The sequence below is a fragment of the Actinotalea soli genome, assembly GCF_017565425.1.
Classification (GTDB): domain Bacteria; phylum Actinomycetota; class Actinomycetes; order Actinomycetales; family Cellulomonadaceae; genus Actinotalea; species Actinotalea soli.
In genome coordinates, this window is record NZ_JAGEMK010000005.1 from 98,985 (window position 1) to 116,340 (window position 17,356).

The following is a 17,356-nucleotide window of genomic DNA, read 5'->3' on the forward strand; positions in this document are numbered from 1 at the left end:
TCAGCGCTTGGAGTACTGGGGCGCCTTGCGCGCCTTCTTGAGCCCGGCCTTCTTGCGCTCGACGACCCGGGGGTCGCGGGTCAGGAAGCCGGCCTTCTTGAGCGCCGGGCGGTTGTGCTCGGCGTCGATCTCGTTGAGGGCCCGGGCGATGCCGAGACGCAGCGCGCCGGCCTGGCCGGAGGCGCCGCCGCCGTGGATCCGGGCGATGACGTCGAAGCGTCCCTCGACGTCGACCAGCTTGAGCGGGTCGTTGACGAGCTGCTGGTGGACCTTGTTCGGGAAGTAGTCCTCGAGCGTGCGCCCGTTGACCTTCCACTGCCCGGTGCCCGGGATCAGACGGACCCGGGCCACGGCCTCCTTGCGGCGGCCGAGGGCCTGGGCCGGAGCGGTCAGGCTCTGGCCCTGCCCCGTGGGGGCACTGGTCTCGGAGGTGTAACTGGAGGGCGTGTCGTCGCCCTCAACGTCGATGTCGACGGTGGTCTCGGCCACTGGTGGTGTCCTCGCGTCCTGTATGGATGGTGGCAGCGGGCCGGGGCCTACTGCGCGACCTGGGTGATCTCGAAGGGCTTCGGCTGCTGAGCCGAGTGCGGGTGCTCGCTCCCGGCGTAGACCTTGAGCTTGCCCATCTGCGTGCGGGCGAGCGAGGTCTTGGGGAGCATGCCGCGCACGGCCTTCTCGACGGCCCGGTCGGGCTTGGAGGCGAGCAGCTCGCTGTAGGGGATGGCACGCAGACCACCCGGGTAGCCCGAGTGGCGGTAGGCGAGCTTCTGCTCGCGCTTGTTGCCGGTCAGGGCGACCTTGTCGGCGTTGATGACGATGACGAAGTCACCGGCGTCGACGTGCGGGGCGAAGGTCGCCTTGTGCTTGCCGCGCAGGAGGACAGCGACCTGCGAGGCCAGGCGACCCAGGACGACGTCGGTCGCGTCGATGACGTGCCAGGTCCGCTCGACGTCGCCGGGCTTCGGGGTGTACGTGCGCACGGTCGTAGCCTTCGTTTCGTGTAGCTGATGAGTGGCATCAGGCCTCGGGGCACGCCGTGCGGAGCACGCGCAGGTCCCCTCGTCTCCCGATGAGGTCGTCCGTCGTCGTCCTCCGCGGATCTCGGCGAGTGGGAGCGCACGAGAGATGCTGGGACGCACAACGACACGCCAGAGTACCCGCCCAGGGGCCAGGGGGTCAAAAGCGCCCGCGGCGCCCGGCCGGAGGACGAGGGTCGCTCACCGTCCGCACCCCCTCGGGCCTCTGGTCCGGGCGCTCACCGCGCACGCTCGACCCGGGCGACCTCCCAGACCGCCTCGTCGCGCTCGAGCACCTCGCCGTCCTCCCCGAAGACCAGGAAGCGGTCGAAGCCCCGGGCGAACCAGCGGTCGTGGGTCACCGCGACGACCGTCCCCTCGAAGCTCGCGAGCCCACGCTCGAGGGCCTCGGCCGAGTGCAGGTCGAGGTTGTCGGTGGGCTCGTCGAGGAGCAGCAGGGTCGCCCCCGAGAGCTCGAGCAGCAGGATCTGGAACCGGGCCTGCTGACCGCCCGAGAGGGTGTCGTACGTCTGCTCGGCGGCCGCGACCAGCTCGTAGCGGTCCAGGGCCTTGCTCGCCGGCTCGCGGCCGAGGCCGCTGCGGTCCCCCTCCCCCCGGTGGAGGATGTCCAGCAGCGTGCGACCGGCGAGCTCGGGGTGCGTGTCGTTCTGGGCGAACCAGCCCGGGCGGACCCGCGAGCCGAGCACCGCGCGACCGGTGTGCTGCACGGCCTGGTGCCCGCGGCGGTGGGCCTCGTCCAGGACCGGCGCGTGGTCCCGGCCCGGGTCGCTGCCGCCGGCCGCCAGGAGCCGCAGGAAGTGCGACTTGCCCGAGCCGTTCGCTCCGAGCACCGCGACCCGCTCGCCGAACCACAGCTCGGCGTCGAACGGGCGCATCAGCCCGGTGAGCTCGAGCGCCTCGACCACCACGGCCCGCTTGGCGGTGCGCCCGCCGACCAGACGCACCCGGACGTCCTGCTCCTTCGCCATGACCTGGGGCGGCCCGGCCTCCTCGAACTTGCGCAGACGGGTCTGGGCCGCCTGGTAGCGCGAGGCGAGCCCGTCGTTGAAGGCCGCCTTGTTCTTCAGGGCGCTCACCAGGTCCCGCAGTGCGGTGTGCTGCTCCTCCCACCGCCGGGTCATCTCCTCGAGACGGGCCTGGCGGTCCGCGCGGGCCTGGCCGAACGTCGAGAACCCTCCCCCGTGCACCCACAGGGTCGAGCCGGCCGGGGTCGGCTCGAGGCTCGCGACGTGCGTGGCGGTCCGGGCGAGGAGCTCGCGGTCGTGGCTGACGAACAGCACGGTCTTGCCCGAGTCCACCAGGGCCCGCTCGAGCCACCGCTTGGCGGGGACGTCCAGGTAGTTGTCGGGCTCGTCGAGCAGCAGCACCTCGTCCGGTCCGCGCAGCAGCGCCTCGAGGACCAGCCGCTTCTGCTCGCCGCCCGAGAGCGTGCGCACCTCGCGGTGCTGAGCACGCTCGAAGGGCAGCGAGAGCACGGCATCGGTCACGCGGTCCCAGCCGAGCTCGGCGTCGTACCCGCCGACGTCGGCCCAGTCCGCGAGGGCCTGGGCGTAGCGCATCTGCGCCGGGGTGTCGTCGACCTCCATGATCGCCAGCTCGGCCGCCGCGAGCTCGACGGCTGCCTGCCGCACAGCCTCAGGGGACAACGAGGCCAGCAGGTCACGCACCGAGCGGTCGTCGTCGATGCGGCCCACGAACTGCCGCATGACGCCCATGCTCCCGGTCCGCGCGACGGCTCCCTGGTGGGGCTGCTCGTCGCCCGCGACCATGCGCACGAGGGTCGTCTTGCCCGCCCCGTTGGGCCCGACCAGGGCCACACGACTGCCCTGGCCCACGCGCAGGTCGACCCCGGCGAGCAGCGGACGGCCGTCGGGCAGGACGTAGCCGACGCCGCTGATGTCGAGGTGTCCCATGCCCGGAGTCTCCTCTGCCCGCGCCCGTCCCGTCCACGCGATACCCCCGGATGCGGTCCCCGCACGGCGGTGCGACGGTGGAGCCATGAGCGAGAACTACGGCGACACCCCGGCCACCTCCCCCGACCCCGAGTCCGCCGCCGAGGGCGACACCGACCAGCTGCAGCAGGAGGACACCCTGCTCGACCGCGGGGTGGAGAACGTGCTCGACGAGGGCTACTCGCCGCCCGACCACCCGCCCAACCCCTACCGGCTCGAGACGGCCGAGGAGGAGCGCAAGGGAGACAGCCTGGACGACCGCCTCGACCAGGAGCAGCCCGAGGTGTGGGAGACGGTCGACGCGCCCGACGCCGGAGCGAGCGAGCCCGACCGGGCCGGGCGCCTCGCGGTGGACGAGAGCGAGCCCTCCGGAGCCTCGGCGGCGAGCCTCATGGCCCAGGACGTCGGGATCGACGGCGGGGCCGCGAGCGTCGAGGAGGCCGCCGTGCACGTGGTCGAGGACGAGTACCCCGTCTAGGGACCGCCCGACGCGGTGTCGACCGGGCTCCCCCGGGGCGGCTAGCCCTCCTCGACCAGTGCCCGGGCCACGACGCTCAACGGTGTCGAGGTCTCGCGCGAGCGGCGCCGCAGCTCGACGAACGCCTCGGCCACCGTGATGCCCTCGCGCTCCGCGAGCCGGCCCTTGGCCTGCTCGAGGACGATCCGCGAGTGCAGGGCGCCCTGGAGCTGGGTCGTGAGGCTCTCGGCGCGGTCGAGCACCCGGTGCTGGATGATGCCGACGGTCGCGACGTCAGCCATGGCCCGGGCGACGGCGACGTCCTCGGCAGCCAGGCCGTCGGTGCCGGTGCGGAAGAGGTTCAGGGCCCCCACCGTCTGCCCCTGCAGCCGCAGCGGGATGCCGTAGGCCTGCCGGACCCCGATGGCACGTGCCCCGGCCACCCACTGGGGCCACTCCTGCTCGACGGCGGCGAGGTCCTCCACCACGACGACGTCGTCCTGGTCCATCGCGGCCAGGCACGGCCCCTGCCCCGACTGGACCTGGACGAGCTCGAGGAGCTCAGCCTGGTGGGTGCTCGCGGCGAGCACCTTGGGGGTCGACCCCGGGTCGAGGAGGAGCAGACCGGCCGCCCAGACGTCCAGGAGGTCCACGGCGCGGTCGACCAGTCGCTGGGCGAGGTCGGAGACCTCGTACGGCCCGACGAGGGTCGAGGCGAGCTCGACGAAGACCCCGGCCAGGGTCACCCGGTCGGCGCTGCGGCGGACGTCGGTCATGTCATCTCCTGACTGGCCCCGGTCCTCGGTGCCCGGGCCTCCTCGGTACGGCGGGCCCGCGTCGTCGTCGCACGTGACGCGAGCCCTGAGTCCGGAGGGTACTCGACCCCCTCGAGGGTCAGACCGGCCGCCGGGGCGACGAGCACCCCGCGGCGACCGTTCGTCAGGAGCTCGGCGGGCCAGCCCTCGGAGCGACGCCCCTCACCCACGGCCAGCAGCGCCCCGACCAGGGAACGCACCATCGAGTGGCAGAAGGCGTCGGCCGTGACGCCCAGCACCACCAGGCCGGCGTCTGCCCCCGCGCGCGGCCGCCGGACCTCGAGCCCCTCGAGGGTCCGGATCGTCGTCGCCCCGGGGCGGGGGCGGCAGAAGGCCGCAAAGTCGTGCTGCCCGACCAGGGGCTGGGCGGCGCGGTCCATCGCCGCCTCGTCGAGCGGCAGCCGGTGCCTCAGGACGTGGTCACGGCGCAGCGGGTCCACCGCCCGCGGGTCGTCGGCCAGGCGGTACGCGTAGCGCCGGCGCAGGGCCGAGAACCTCGCGTCGAAACCTGCCGGGGCCCGGTCGGCGCGGTGCACCACGACGTCGGGAGGGAGCACCCCGGCGAGGCGCCGCGTGAGGGCGACCCCCGGCGGCGCGGTCTGGCGGCCGCGCACGGCGAACCAGGTCTCGGACTCGAGGTCCAGGTGCGCGACCTGGCCCCGGGCGTGCACCCCGGCGTCGGTGCGCCCGGCGACCGTGAGCCGCGGCTCGACGCACCGCAGCACGGTGCCCAGGGCCGCCTCGAGGGTGCCCTGGACCGTGCGCAGGGAGGGCTGGCTCGCCCACCCGGCGAAGCGGGTGCCGTCGTAGGAGAGGTCGAGGCGCACCCGCACCAGCCCGTCCTCGGGGACCGGTGGGGCCGCTGCGGTCGCTGTGCCCTCAGGTGCCGGGGTGGCCTGGACCGGGGCCGGCGGTGCTGGGTCTGCTGGGCTCACGGCGCGGTCCTCGTGGTCACGGGTCAACGCTACCCACCGTGCGGCACCCGTCGGGACGCCCCTGCCGCCCCGCAGGTCCGCACCGGCGTCGTACGCTCGGCCCATGACCGACCCGGCCCCGGCCACGCCGCGTACCCTCGCGGTCGACTGCGGGGGCGGCGGGATCAAGGCCTCGGTGCTCGACGCGGCCGGCACCCTGCACGTCCCCGCCGTGCGGGTGCCCACCCCGTACCCCCTGCCTCCCGAGCGCCTGGTCGAGACGGTGCTCGCGATCGCAGGGGACCTGCCCGCCGCACAACGGGCGACGATCGGCATGCCCGGGATGATCCGGCACGGCGTGGTCATCGCGACCCCGCACTACGTGACGCGGGCCGGTCCGCGCACCCGCGTCGACCCCGGGCTCGTGGACGCCTGGTCGGGGCACGACGTCGCGGCCGCGATGGGCTCCGCCCTCGGGCTGCCCACCCTGGTGCTCAACGACGCCGAGGTGCACGGTGCCGGCGTCGTCTCCGGCGCAGGGGTCGAGCTGGTCCTGACGCTGGGCACCGGTCTGGGATCCGCGCTGTTCGACGGCGGACGCCTCGCCCCGCACCTCGAGCTGTCCCACGCCCCGGTCCGCCGCGGCGTGACCTACGACGGCTACCTCGGCGAGCACGAACGACGTCGGCTCGGTGACGGGTCGTGGTCCCGGCGGGTGCGGCGTGCCGTCGAGGGCCTGCGCCCGGTGGTCCGCTGGGACCGCCTCTACCTGGGCGGGGGCAACGGGCGGCGGATCACCCCCACCGTGCTCGCAGCCCTCGGAGACGACGTGGTGGTGGTGCCCAACTCCGCGGGGATCGTCGGCGGGGTCCGCGCGTGGTCGCTGCCCGGCATCCGCACGGACGACGCCTCGGCCTAGGCGTGCCGGGCCTCGTGGCCCTCCCTGGCCCGCTCGAGCTCGTCGAGCTCGTCGAGGGCCTCGAGCAGGACGCGGGTGAAGCCCACGGGCCGGACGACGTTGACCAGGTGGGTGGCCCCCCGCACCGTGACCAGCCGCCCGTCCGGGCAGGAGTCGACCAGCCGTCGCTCCTGGGTACGGAAGTGGTCCCACCTGCCGTTCACGACCCAGACCGGGCACCGCGTGCGGGCGAGGTCCTCGAGGAGCCGGACCTCGCGGATGGTCCGCAGGAGGTCGACCATCACGTCGAGCGCGAAGCCGCCCTCAGCCAGCGCTGCGGCGCCCTCCTCGGGCAGCGCCCGCTCGACCAGGGTGCGGTTGAGCCACGCGCCGCGGTCCGGCAGGCGCGCGATCCCCCGGGCCAGCCGTAGCCAGGCGCCCGTCAGCCACGTGTCGGGGTCCGTGCTGCAGCCGGCGGCGACGAGCCCGGCGACCCGGTCACGGTGGCGGGCCGCGTAGGCGATGCCGAGGTAGCCCCCCAGGGAGAGCCCGACCAGCACCGCCCTGCCCCCCACCTGCTCGACGGCCTCGTCGATCGCGTCCAGACCGCGTCTGACGTCGAACCGTTCCTCGAGGCGACGGCCGTGACCCGGGAGGTCGATGGCCAGATGGGGCCGTCCGAGGCGGGTGAGGGCGTCGACCTGCGGGCGCCACATGGTCCGGGAGACCCGTGCCCCGTGGACGAGGACCACGGGCAGGGGGGATGAGGGCACTCCCGCACGCTACCGAAGCGCGGAGGACGCCGCAGGGCCCGGACCGTGACGGTCCGGGCCCTGCGGTGCCGGCGTGCCGGGGTGACCTGGGATCAGGCCTTGTCGGTCTCCGCAGCCTCGGTCGACTCCTCGGCCGGGGCCTCGGTGGTCTCCTCGGTGGCGGTCTCCTCGACGGGGGTCTCCTCAGCGGGAGTCTCCTCGGCCGTGGGCTCGTCCTCGACCGGCTCGGCGGTCTTCGCCGCGGACTTCTTGGTGGCCTTCTCGGCCTCGCGCACGGTCGCCTGCTTGGCGCTGACGGGCTCCATCACGAGCTCGATGACGGCCATGGGGGCGTTGTCGCCCTTGCGGTTCCCGACCTTCGTGATGCGCGTGTAGCCACCCTGACGCTCGGCCATGGCCGGGGCGATCTCGGTGAACAGCTCGTGCACGACCTCCTTGGAGCGCACGGTCGCGAGCACCCGGCGGCGCGAGGCGAGGTCGCCACGCTTGGCGAAGGTGATGAGGCGCTCGGCCAGCGGGCGCAGCCGCTTGGCCTTGGTCTCCGTGGTGGTGATGCGGCGGTGCTCGAACAGGCTCGTCGCCAGGTTGGCGAGGATGTGCCGCTCGTGCGCCGGGCCACCGCCGAGCCGCGGACCCTTGGTGGGCGTAGGCATGGTCTGTACTCCTCAGTTCTCGAAGATCTGCGGGCCGCTCGGTCTCACCGGACGGCCCTGCACGGGGTCAGGACGGCTCGTCCTCGGTGTACTCGCTGTCGTCGTAGTACGCCGCGGCGGTGGGGTCGAAGTCGATCGGGCTGTCCTTGAGGGACAGTCCGAGACCCTGGAGCTTCTCCTTGACCTCGGTGATCGACTTCGCACCGAAGTTGCGGATGTCCAGCAGGTCCGCCTCGCTGCGGGCCACGAGCTCGCCCACGGCGTGGATGCCCTCGCGCTTGAGGCAGTTGTACGAACGGATCGTGAGCTGGAGCTCCTCGATCGGCAGGGCCAGGTCGGCCGCGAGCGCGGCGTCCGTCGGCGACGGGCCGATCTCGATGCCCTCGGCCTCGACGTTGAGCTCACGGGCCAGGCCGAAGAGCTCGACGAGCGTCTTGCCGGCCGAGGCCAGCGCGTCGCGGGGCGAGATGGCCGACTTGGTCTCGACGTCGACGATCAGCTTGTCGAAGTCCGTGCGCTGCTCGACACGGGTCGCCTCGACCTTGTAGGTCACCTTGAGCACGGGCGAGTAGATCGAGTCGACCGGGATGCGGCCGATCTCGGAGTCGTAGGCCTTGTTCTGCGAGGCCGAGACGTAGCCGCGACCGCGCTCGACCGTGAGCTCGATCTCGAGCTTGCCCTTGCCGTTGAGGGTGGCGATGTGCAGGTTCGGGTTGTGGATCTCGACGCCGGTGGGCGGGGTGATGTCCGCGGCGGTGACCGTCCCGGGGCCCTGCTTGCGCAGGTACATCACGACGGGCTCGTCGTTCTCCGAGGAGACGACGAGCTCCTTGATGTTCAGGATGACCTCGGTGACGTCCTCCTTGGCACCGGTCACGGTGCTGAACTCGTGCAGCACGCCGTCGATGCGGATCGAGGTGACCGCGGCCCCCGGGATCGAGGACAGGAGGGTGCGGCGCAGGGAGTTGCCGAGGGTGTAGCCGAAGCCAGGCTCGAGCGGCTCGATGACGAACCGCGAACGGCTGTCGGTGAGGACCTCTTCGGTCAGGGTGGGGCGCTGTGCGATGAGCACGGTGGTGTTCCTCTCAGTGTGCGTCCGCCATATGACGCATCACGCTGTGCGGCCTGCTGGATCTCGGTCCACCCGGCAGGGTCGAGATGAGGGGTCTGCGGGAGCCGGGCTCACCAGCAGACCTGCTCAGGGCCGGACGAGGGGTGCCCTCGTCCGGCCCTGAGCCACGTCAGACGCGACGGCGCTTGGGCGGACGGCAGCCGTTGTGCGCCTGGGGCGTCACGTCCTGGATCGAGCCGACCTCGAGGCCGGCCGCGGTGAGCGAGCGGATCGCGGTCTCACGGCCCGAGCCGGGGCCCTTGACGAAGACGTCGACCTTCTTCATGCCGTGCTCCTGCGCGCGGCGCGCGGCGGCCTCGGCGGCGAGCTGGGCGGCGAAGGGCGTCGACTTGCGCGAGCCCTTGAAGCCGACCTGGCCCGAGGAGGCCCACGCGATCACGGCCCCGGCAGGGTCGGTGATCGAGACGATCGTGTTGTTGAACGTGCTCTTGATGTGGGCCTGGCCCACGGCGATGTTCTTCTTCTCCTTGCGACGCGGCTTGCGCGACGCGGTGCGGGTCTTGGGAGGCATAGCGGTTCTTCTCCTGGTCTGAGGTCGTCGGACCGTCCGGGTGCACGGCGAGCCGTGCTGTCCACGCAGACGGACTGCTACTACTTGCGGGCCTTCTTCTTGCCGGCCACGGTGCGCTTGGGGCCCTTGCGGGTACGCGCGTTGGTCTTGGTCCGCTGACCACGGACGGGCAGCCCGCGGCGGTGCCGGATGCCCTCGTAGCTGCCGATCTCGACCTTGCGGCGGATGTCCGCGGCGACCTCACGGCGGAGGTCACCCTCGAGCTTGAAGTTGCCCTCGAGGTGGTCGCGGAGGGCGACCAGCTCGGCGTCACCGAGGTCCTTGACGCGAAGGTCGGGGCTGATCCCCGTGGCGGCCAGCGTCTGCTGGGCGCGGGTACGGCCGACGCCGTAGATGTAGGTGAGCGCTACCTCGAGCCGCTTGTCGCGGGGGAGGTCGACGCCGACGAGACGTGCCATGTGCCAGGTGCTCCTGTACTACGTCGGAGGTCTTCCGCACGGTCTTCCCGCTGGTGCGGGCCCCGGCCTCCGACCGGGGGTTGCCTCACGCCTGAGGGCGATGAGCGCTGACCGTGCGCTGATGACTGCCCGCCGAGGCGGGCCGTCGGGTCGATCTGTCGACCTGGTGCACCCCGGGGTGAGCCGGGACGCCGGGGCTCAGCCCTGGCGCTGCTTGTGCCGCAGGTTGTCGCAGATGACCATCACGCGACCGTGCCGGCGGATCACCTTGCACTTGTCGCAGATCTTCTTGACGCTGGGCTTGACCTTCATTGCTCGTTCCTCCGCCGCCGCACGCGCACTAGCGTGCGACGGGCGACAGTGTCGTCGGGGCGCCCGGAGGGCGCCGGCGGACTACTTGTAGCGGTAGACGATCCGGCCACGGGACAGGTCGTACGGGCTCAGCTCAACAACCACCCGGTCCTCGGGGAGGATCCGGATGTAGTGCTGACGCATCTTGCCCGAGATGTGGGCGAGCACCCTGTGGCCGTTCGCCAGCTCCACGCGAAACATCGCGTTCGGCAGGGCCTCGACCACGCTGCCCTCGATCTCGATGACACCGTCCTTCTTCGCCATATCCTCCGCTAACTCTCTGGGACTCCTGCAGGACCGCGCCGCGGACGACCGGCCGGAGCCGTTCGACGAGACGTGGGGTGACGTGTGCTGCACCGGACGGACCGGACATGACCGAAGTCGCACACCCAACGGACCATCCTACGCCATCCTCAGCCTCATCGGAAACGGCCCCGGATCACCCCCGAGCGGGCCGTGAGGACCGCTCCGGCGGTCACGAGGAGCGCTGCCGTGAGGACGAGGCCGAGCATCCCGCCCGGCCCGGTCCAGGCCAGCCGACCGGCCGGGGCCGAGGCCTCGGTCTGCGCGCCGGCACCAGGGCGCTCGTCCCCGGAACCCGTCCCGCCGGGCACCTCCTCGTCCGTCCCGCCGCCGCCGTCGGGGGACCCGTCGCTGCCCGAGGTGTCGACGACGAAGCCGAAGTCCAGGGTCAGGTCCTCCTCTCCCCCGACGAGGGTCCGCGACCAGGCACGCCAGGTCGAGGAGTCGATCGCACGGTCGTCCCCCGCGTCGCTGCGCGTCGGGCTCAGGCCTGCGAGCGCCCGCGCCGAGGCCGCGGTGTCGATCGTGACGCGGTAGCGACCCGGCGGCAGCCCCTCGAACAGGTAGTCGCCGTTGGCGTCGGTGGTCCGGGGACCGACCAGCGCCCCCGTCACGTCGCGGACCTGCGTGCCGTCCGGGTTCCGCACGACCAGGACGACCCCGGCGATGCCGGGCTCACCCGGCCCCTGCAGGCCGTCGCCGTCGGTGTCGAACCAGACCCGGTCGCCGACCCGCACGGGCAGCTCGACCAGACCCGCGTCGCGCGTCGGGTCGAGGTGGTCCGCGGCGATCCCGTCCGACGGCGCCGCAGGACGCTGGAACGGGTTGGCCGCCCCGGGGCCGAGGTCGAAGACCGCGGTCCTGCTCACCCTGGGGGCCTCGGTCACGGCAGCGTCGGAGTCGGTGTGGCCGTCCGTCCCCTGCAGCGGCTGGGTGAAGCGGTAGCGCGCGGCCTGGTCCTCGTCGAGGACGAAGCCGATCGTCCAGCTCCCCGCGGGGACCGTGTCGAACAGGTACCGCCCGTCGGCACCGGTCGTCGTGACGGCCCAGGCCTCGGTCTCACCCTCGCGGAAGAGCAGGACCTGCACGCCCTCGACGCCGGGCTCCCCCGCGCCCTGCCGGCCGTCACGGTCGCGGTCGAGCCAGACCCTGTCGCCCACGGCGTAGGTCGGGGTCGCGTAGCGGATGCCGGCCTTGAGCGGCACCGAGGTCAGGGGCAGCGCACTGCCCTGGGGCTGGACGCGGAAGGCGAACGAGTTCCAGGCGTCGGTCCCGTTGGCCGCACCGCCCTCCGGGGCGAGCATGGACCACTCGACCCCCAGGCTCTGGCCCGTGAGCCAGAGGTTGCCGGGTGCCAGGTCGACGACGAACCGGAAGCCTGTCACCTGCGCGGCCGCAGCCGGAGCCAGGTCGGCCGTGACCTCGGTCCACGTCCCGGGGACGGGGTCGAAGGCGGTGGACCCGGTGGTCTGACCCGCGCGGTGCGGCTCGGTCGTCACCCACACCGTGAGCTCGGCACCGGGGTGCGCGGCCGACGTCGCGTCGAGCACCGGCAGCACGCCGTCCCACCGAGGGGTCCAGGCGCTCCCGCGCGATCCCGTCGTCAGCGGCGAGTAGTCGCCCGGGGTCGGCAGCATGTCGATGATCTCGAGGCGAGGCGTCGGTGCCGAGGCCAGGCTGGTGACCTCGACCTTCCAGTCGATCGTCCCGCCCGCGAGCACCTCGGCCGAGCACGGGAAGCGGAACCAGGTCGCGTCGGCCCCGGGGCCCCGGGGCGCGCAGGTGGCGGACGGGTCGACGGTGTGGACCGCTCCCCGACCCGTGCTCACCCACTTCTGCGAGACGAAGGTGTCCGCACCACCCAGCACGAGGGCGGCCGAGCTCCTGGTGCACGTCTCCGTGCCGGGGTCGTAGGTGGACGGCGCCGCGCACGAGGAGGCCGATCCCGGGTCGGACGAGTTCCCCGAGACGGGGCGGCCGGTCGCGGTCACGGACGCCTGGTTGACGACCTGGATGGTCGACAGCTGCTGCGAGAGCCGCAGGCTCAGGTCGATGGTGACGGTCTGCCCCGGCGCGAGGCGCGCGTCCTCGGGCCAGGTGAAGGTCACCGTCCGGGCCGTCGTGTCGTGCGTGACCACCGGCAGCCCGAGCTGGTCGGGGCCCGGGGAGACCGCGACCGCCCAGGTCGAGGAGTCGACGAAGTCGAGGGACTCGTCCGCGGGCAGGTGGTCGACGACCACCAGACCCAGGACGTCCGCCCCCGTGGCGACCGGGGCACCGTTGGCCACGGTGATCGTGTAGTCGACCATGTCCCCCGGGGCGTAGCCGCCCGAGGGAGCCGCCTGCTTGTCCATCGACAGCTGGGCGCGGCCGGCCCGGACCTCGAGGGTGTCGGTGTGCTCGGTCCGCGTCCCGGAGGTCACGCCCGTCCGGTAGGCCTGACCGGTGACCACGTTCGTCACGCGGCCCGTCACCGTCTCCCCCGGGTTGGTCGCGGACTCGTCGGCCCAGTCGGCCGGCGCACCCACGGCGCTCGGCAGTCCCCCGCTCAGCAGGGCAGGGCGCAGCCGGCCCGCGAGGACCACGACACCCAGGTCGGTGCCCGGGCTCAGGATCAGCTCGCCGTCGGTGTCGACCATCGTCACGCGCACCGCGATGACGTCGGACCAGGCTGCCCCGGCGGTGTCCTGCCCCAGGACGAGCTCCCCCGGACCGGACCGTACGTCCGCCTCGACCCAGTTCAGCGCCCCCGAGTACTCCCCGGCGGTCGTGACGGTGAGGCCCTCGTCCCGCAGGACGACCTCCAGACGCGCCTCCTCGGCCCCGCCCACCAGGGCGTCCAGCCGGGCGCCGGTCAGTCCCACCGCGTTGTAGAAGCGCGGATCGGCGTCGACCAGCTCGAGGCTCTCGGCGGCGCTGTTGCCGAAGCTCTGGACGTCGAGGCGCACCTCGAGGTCATGGTCGGCGTCACGGTGCACGGTCGCCCGGTCGATGCTCTTCGTCACGAAGGCCTTCACCTCGGCGTCGGCGATCGTCAGGGTGTCCTGCGCCGTCGCGGAGGCCGGGTCCATCGCGCAGTCCGGCGTGGCAGTCGTGCCGTCGTCGCCGTCGTTCTCGGCCACGCACACCCGCTGGTCACGCACCTCTGCTCGGACCTGGTTGTCGATGGCGAGCCCCGGCCCGGGCGCGACGCCGGTCACCCGGTGCTCCGCGCGGAGCTGCGTCACGAGCTCGAGACCCACCTGGGCCGTGAGCGACCGCGGGATGCGGCCCTCGTACTCGACCGTGATGCCGACGACGTCGGCGAGCTGCTCGGTCGACATCGCCAGGAGCTCGTCCCGGGTGACCTGGCGGCTCACGACGTCGTCGGTCGCGGGGACGTGCTCGTGCAGCTGCACCGTCAGCCCCGTCGCGCCGGGGACGTCGCCCACGGGGGTGAGTCCCACGACGTCGGTCACGTCGAACCAGCCGAACGGCGCGCCCTCGGAGACGAGGTCGTCCAGGTCGGTGAGGGCCGGCTCGTGCAGGGTCAGGAGGTCGACCGGCACGGGGCTCGCGTTGCGGCCCGTCACGGTGAGGGTCGCCGTCGGCCACACCGGCGCGTCGGCGTCGACGGGCAACGGCAGCTCGCGGACCTCGGAGTTGTCCGCCCCGCCCGCGGAGTTGTCCGCCGCGCGCCGCCAGTCCTTGGTGGTGGCGGCCGCGAGGACAGCAGGGGTGATGTCCACGGTCCGGTCCTCGACGTGACCGACCGGCCCGCCCAGGCGCGTCCCGTCCCCGGCGACCTCGGCGTCGTTGACGACCCTGCCCGGCTCCCCCGGGACGTTGTACTCGAGGGCGTCGTTGATCACCGTGCCGTCGGCCCGCGAGACGTCGCGCAGCGACACCGCGAGGACGATCCCCCGCGCGGGATGGACCGAGCTCGCGACCTCGCCGGTCACCAGGCTCGGGGCGAGCGAGGCCCGCCAGTCACCCTGCGCCGCGAGGGCGCCGACGACGGCGGCGCGCTCGACGTCGGAGAGCGGCGAGTAGACGAGCCGGACCCCTCCCGCGACCTCCCGCTCGGCGGGACTCAGGTCGATCCGAGGCATCACGACCCAGTCGTTGCCGGGCCCTGCAGCTGCACCCGCGTACGGGACGGCGGCCGCCCCGACCGGCTTCCAGCTCGCGTCGGTGGTGTCGAAGTACTCGACCGCGGTGATCTGGTCGAACACGAGGTACGGGTCGTAGGCCCCCGTCCCGGCGGCGGGCCCGGAGGTGATCCGTCCTACGGCGTCCAGGTCGAAGCTGTCCCAGAAGCTGCTGCTCGCCCCCGTGGCGGGGTCGCCCGCGGTGAGGTCGTTGCCGTCCGTCACCGTGACCGAGCCGTGGCCGGTCCCCCGCGTGCCCCAGGTGAGGCGCGCGGCGAGCTGCCCCCGACCGCCCTCGGTGACGTCGCCGGCGATCCTCTTCACCAGGGCGGCGGGGCCGCCGGCGCCCGCGTCGTAGGCCTCGACCTCGTCGCAGGCCGGCCCGCTGCGGTCGGAGTACACCTGGCCGCCGTACTCGACCGAGCCGACGGCGTGCGCGCAGTTGACCAGCAGCTCACCGGGAGCGACCGCCGCGCCCGAGGTGGGCGACGGCCGCACCGCGAAGGTCACGAGGGCCTGCACGCGGCTGGATCCCTCGAAGCCCGCGGCCCGACGGTGCTCGACCCGCAGCCCGGTCCACGCCGAGGTGTCGCCGAGGGCGACGTCGGTGGTGTCCGTGTAGGTGCCGTGCACGTTCCAGTCGCCGGCCGCGTCGCGGAAGGAGACGGTCGCCTCGTCCCCGGCCGCGACCTGCAGGTCGATCGAGGTCGGAGCCATGACGGCCCACCAGCGCGGTGAGGCGTCGGCGCTCTCCTCGATGATCAGCGAGGTCGGGTTCGTGTTGCCCGGCACCGAGGTGGCCTGGAGCACGGCCAGCACGGTCGAGCCTGGCGCGGTCGAGACGTACCCCTGCGGGATCCGCTTGGTGATCTCGGCCCCCACGCTCGGAGCCTCGACCCCGAGGTCGGCCCGCGAGACGGGGCGGTTGCCGCTGTCCGGCGTGCGGGGCGCGACCCCGGAGACCTCGCCGCCGATCGACGTCGTGGCGAGGACGTGGTTCGCGTACACGCCCGGCTCTGCGTCCGCGCCCGGGGTGAGCAGGTACGGGAGCGAGGCCCGCGCACCGGTCGGGATCGGGTCACCGCCGCGGTCCACGAAGGTCGCGGTCAGGCCGGTGACGGCCGCCCAGGACCCGATGCTCTGGGGGGCGGTGAGCGCGCCCAGCCCCGGCAGCAGATCACCGGGGACGAGGGTCACCGTCGCTGTGCCGGCCGCCGAGGTCACGGTGAGCTCGAGCTCCTCCGCGTCGCTCGGCCAGACCAGGCCGGTGCCGTTCGGCCCCGACGCCGGGTCGCCGTCGACGAACCCGTCGCCGAACCCCGCGAAGACGAGGCCGGAGTCGGCGAACATGGCGCCGTCGATGTCCCCGAGGCCGAGGGCCGGCGGGTTGGCGTCGAGGTCGCCCTGGGCGGGGCGCTCGACCAGGCTGAGGGAGTCGACGCCCTGACGGGTCCAGTTGGTCCCCGTGATCGTCGCGACGGCGTACGAGCCGACGGGCACCTCGGTCAGGGCATCCCCCGACCCCGGCGCCGTGTACCGCTTCGTCGAGCTCGCGTACGGGCGCGGGTCCAGGATCTCGGCGAGGGCGGTGTCCTGGGAGGTGCCCGGCGCCTCCCCCGTGATGCCGGAGGTGGCCACGGTCCGTGCGGTGTTCTCGATCCTCAGCACCCCGAAGCTGTCCGACGGGCCACCGCCGGAGTCGAAGTCCACCGTGCCGTGACGGGCGAGGACGGACCCGGCGTCGTCCCCCCACTGCTCGGTGCTCAGCTCCAGCCCTGCCGCGGCCCCGGTGGCGATGTGGGCACCCTCCGGCGCGGCGAAGACCGCGCGCAGCCCGGTCACGTCCCGCGGGGACGCCAGGGCGGCGAGCCACGCGTTCGCCTCGGCCAGGTCGGCCAGCGCGGGAGAGGTCGCCTGCTCGACGCCGTCGGCCCACGTGGTCAGGACCAGGGAGGTGGCGCCCGCAGGCCACTGGGTGATCTCGGCCCCGGTCAGCGCGACGAGGTTGAAGGCCGCAGCGCCGGCGGGCACCGCCGTCGGGTCGGCCGGCTCGGTGATCGTCAGGGTCCGCGTCGGCTCGCCCGCGTTCGTCCCGAGGATCGATGCGGTGTCGGCCGTGCTCGCCCCCTGGCCCGACAACCAGGAGCCCTGGGCCCAGGACTTCGCGGTCTCCGTCGACAGCACGGGCACGAAGGTGGTCGTCACGCTGATGCCTGCGACGGGGCCGCTGCCGGTCTCGTCCTCGGGGGTCACGACCACGGTGCCGGTCTGCTCCCCCCCGCCCACCGGGGGGCGGACCACGGCGCGCAGCAGGAGGTTGCCGGTGGTGCCGCTCACCAGACCCGCGGTGCCCGCGACCTCGTCGGCGAACCGGATGCGGATCGCGGCGACGTCCGCCAGGACGCCGCTGCCGGCCGGGACCTCCACGCCCCCGGCGTCGAGGTGCGTCACCGTGTAGGCCCCCGGGGACGTGGCGCTCGGCGTGAGCCAGGCCTCCAGGACGAGGTCCTCGAGGCCCAGGGTGAACGCTGCGCCCAGGCAGCCGTCGGCGCCGTCGGCCGGGCAGGTGTAGGACAGCGCGAACTGCTGCGCGTCGCGCGCGCGGTCGCTGTCGAGGGTGTAGACGCCGTCCTCGCCGGTGAGCCCGGGCGCAGGGATCATGCCGCTCGCCGTGAGCTGCAACCGGGCTGCCGGGTCCGCGGCCGCGGGAGCCGCGACACCCACCGTCGCCAGGCCCATCGTCACGACCGCGACGAGGAGGGCGGCGAGCCCGCGGGCCGCCCCACGCCTCGAGTCGCGTCGGGCACGGGAGAACGGCAGCAGAGCAGCGCGGGTCATCGTCACGTCCATCAGGAGTCGGGGTCACGTCCAGGGCCCCGACCGACGGCCGGGTGCTCCTCGTGACTCCTCGTCGCGCCGTGGGGGAAGCACGAGATGAAAGCCGAGGTGAACCGAGGAGGCGGCCTGGTGCG

At 73.5% G+C, this 17,356-nt stretch carries 15 protein-coding genes; 2 read left to right on the forward strand and 13 right to left on the reverse strand.

Features of this window, described 5'->3' with window-relative positions:
- The 3 genes from rpsI to J4G33_RS10940 all read right to left on the reverse strand — a co-directional run bounded on the left by rpsI (position 1) and on the right by J4G33_RS10940 (position 2,950).
- Complete coding sequence (gene rpsI / locus J4G33_RS10930; RefSeq protein WP_208056007.1) at positions 1-489, reverse strand: 30S ribosomal protein S9; 489 nt, start codon at positions 487-489, stop codon at positions 1-3.
- A 47-nt stretch (positions 490-536) separates the two neighbouring features.
- The gene (rplM, locus tag J4G33_RS10935) at positions 537-980 is read right to left on the reverse strand and encodes a 50S ribosomal protein L13 (RefSeq protein WP_208056008.1); all 444 of its coding nucleotides are present in this window, start codon (positions 978-980) and stop codon (positions 537-539) included.
- A gap of 275 nt (positions 981-1,255) precedes the next feature.
- On the reverse strand, positions 1,256-2,950 hold the full coding sequence (locus J4G33_RS10940; RefSeq protein WP_208056009.1) for an ATP-binding cassette domain-containing protein: 1,695 nt from the start codon (positions 2,948-2,950) through the stop codon (positions 1,256-1,258).
- Positions 2,951-3,035: 85 nt separating this feature from the next.
- On the opposite strand from J4G33_RS10940, the gene J4G33_RS10945 reads away from it, so the two are divergent.
- Positions 3,036-3,467 carry a DUF5709 domain-containing protein gene (locus J4G33_RS10945; protein WP_208056010.1) on the forward strand — a complete coding sequence of 144 codons (432 nt, stop codon included), beginning with the start codon at positions 3,036-3,038 and terminating at the stop codon, positions 3,465-3,467.
- Between the two features lie 41 nt (positions 3,468-3,508).
- On the opposite strand, the gene J4G33_RS10950 is transcribed toward J4G33_RS10945, so the two are convergent.
- Positions 3,509-4,222, reverse strand: coding sequence for a GAF and ANTAR domain-containing protein (locus J4G33_RS10950; protein ID WP_208056011.1), 714 nt, complete (start codon positions 4,220-4,222; stop codon positions 3,509-3,511).
- Positions 4,219-5,097, reverse strand: a complete 879-nt coding sequence (truA, locus tag J4G33_RS10955) for a tRNA pseudouridine(38-40) synthase TruA (protein ID WP_243759002.1) — start codon at positions 5,095-5,097, stop codon at positions 4,219-4,221. Before truA ends, J4G33_RS10950 begins: the two co-directional genes overlap by 4 nt.
- 202 nt (positions 5,098-5,299) lie before the next feature.
- Here truA and J4G33_RS10960 point away from each other — a divergent pair, with 202 nt between their 5' ends.
- A complete protein-coding gene (locus tag J4G33_RS10960; protein ID WP_208056013.1) occupies positions 5,300-6,094 on the forward strand; it encodes an ROK family protein in 795 nt (264 codons plus the stop codon).
- Here the strand turns inward: J4G33_RS10960 and J4G33_RS10965 are convergent.
- From J4G33_RS10965 to J4G33_RS11000, 8 genes are all read right to left on the reverse strand, one after another.
- Positions 6,091-6,846, reverse strand: a complete 756-nt coding sequence (locus J4G33_RS10965; protein ID WP_307793858.1) for an alpha/beta fold hydrolase — start codon at positions 6,844-6,846, stop codon at positions 6,091-6,093. The genes J4G33_RS10960 and J4G33_RS10965 overlap by 4 nt on opposite strands.
- A gap of 92 nt (positions 6,847-6,938) precedes the next feature.
- Positions 6,939-7,499 carry a 50S ribosomal protein L17 gene (gene rplQ, locus J4G33_RS10970; protein WP_208056014.1) on the reverse strand — a complete coding sequence of 187 codons (561 nt, stop codon included), beginning with the start codon at positions 7,497-7,499 and terminating at the stop codon, positions 6,939-6,941.
- A 67-nt stretch (positions 7,500-7,566) separates the two neighbouring features.
- Positions 7,567-8,571: a DNA-directed RNA polymerase subunit alpha gene (locus J4G33_RS10975; RefSeq protein WP_208056015.1), complete on the reverse strand. Its 1,005-nt coding sequence runs from the start codon at positions 8,569-8,571 to the stop codon at positions 7,567-7,569.
- 169 nt (positions 8,572-8,740) lie between these two features.
- Positions 8,741-9,142, reverse strand: coding sequence for a 30S ribosomal protein S11 (rpsK, locus tag J4G33_RS10980; RefSeq protein WP_208056016.1), 402 nt, complete (start codon positions 9,140-9,142; stop codon positions 8,741-8,743).
- Between the two features lie 80 nt (positions 9,143-9,222).
- Positions 9,223-9,600 carry a 30S ribosomal protein S13 gene (gene rpsM / locus J4G33_RS10985; protein ID WP_208056017.1) on the reverse strand — a complete coding sequence of 126 codons (378 nt, stop codon included), beginning with the start codon at positions 9,598-9,600 and terminating at the stop codon, positions 9,223-9,225.
- A 198-nt stretch (positions 9,601-9,798) separates the two neighbouring features.
- The gene (gene rpmJ, locus J4G33_RS10990) at positions 9,799-9,912 is read right to left on the reverse strand and encodes a 50S ribosomal protein L36 (protein WP_003956441.1); all 114 of its coding nucleotides are present in this window, start codon (positions 9,910-9,912) and stop codon (positions 9,799-9,801) included.
- An 81-nt stretch (positions 9,913-9,993) separates the two neighbouring features.
- Entirely contained in the window at positions 9,994-10,215 is a 222-nt protein-coding gene (infA, locus tag J4G33_RS10995) for a translation initiation factor IF-1 (protein ID WP_024286981.1), read from the reverse strand.
- A 155-nt stretch (positions 10,216-10,370) separates the two neighbouring features.
- Positions 10,371-17,222, reverse strand: a complete 6,852-nt coding sequence (locus J4G33_RS11000) for an SdrD B-like domain-containing protein (protein WP_208056018.1) — start codon at positions 17,220-17,222, stop codon at positions 10,371-10,373.
- Between the last annotated feature and the right edge of the window lie 134 nt (positions 17,223-17,356).

What these genes read in the sequence shown, in the direction of transcription:
- rplQ (WP_208056014.1), bottom strand. Translation starts at nt 7,499, where the DNA reads ATGCCTACGCCCACCAAGGGTCCGCGGCTCGGCGGTGGCCCGGCGCAC.
- J4G33_RS11000 (WP_208056018.1), bottom strand. Translation starts at nt 17,222, where the DNA reads ATGACCCGCGCTGCTCTGCTGCCGTTCTCCCGTGCCCGACGCGACTCG.
- J4G33_RS10945 (WP_208056010.1), top strand. Translation starts at nt 3,036, where the DNA reads ATGAGCGAGAACTACGGCGACACCCCGGCCACCTCCCCCGACCCCGAG.
- J4G33_RS10960 (WP_208056013.1), top strand. Translation starts at nt 5,300, where the DNA reads ATGACCGACCCGGCCCCGGCCACGCCGCGTACCCTCGCGGTCGACTGC.
- rpsM (WP_208056017.1), bottom strand. Translation starts at nt 9,600, where the DNA reads ATGGCACGTCTCGTCGGCGTCGACCTCCCCCGCGACAAGCGGCTCGAG.
- J4G33_RS10940 (WP_208056009.1), bottom strand. Translation starts at nt 2,950, where the DNA reads ATGGGACACCTCGACATCAGCGGCGTCGGCTACGTCCTGCCCGACGGC.
- J4G33_RS10950 (WP_208056011.1), bottom strand. Translation starts at nt 4,222, where the DNA reads ATGACCGACGTCCGCCGCAGCGCCGACCGGGTGACCCTGGCCGGGGTC.
- rpsK (WP_208056016.1), bottom strand. Translation starts at nt 9,142, where the DNA reads ATGCCTCCCAAGACCCGCACCGCGTCGCGCAAGCCGCGTCGCAAGGAG.
- infA (WP_024286981.1), bottom strand. Translation starts at nt 10,215, where the DNA reads ATGGCGAAGAAGGACGGTGTCATCGAGATCGAGGGCAGCGTGGTCGAG.
- rpmJ (WP_003956441.1), bottom strand. Translation starts at nt 9,912, where the DNA reads ATGAAGGTCAAGCCCAGCGTCAAGAAGATCTGCGACAAGTGCAAGGTG.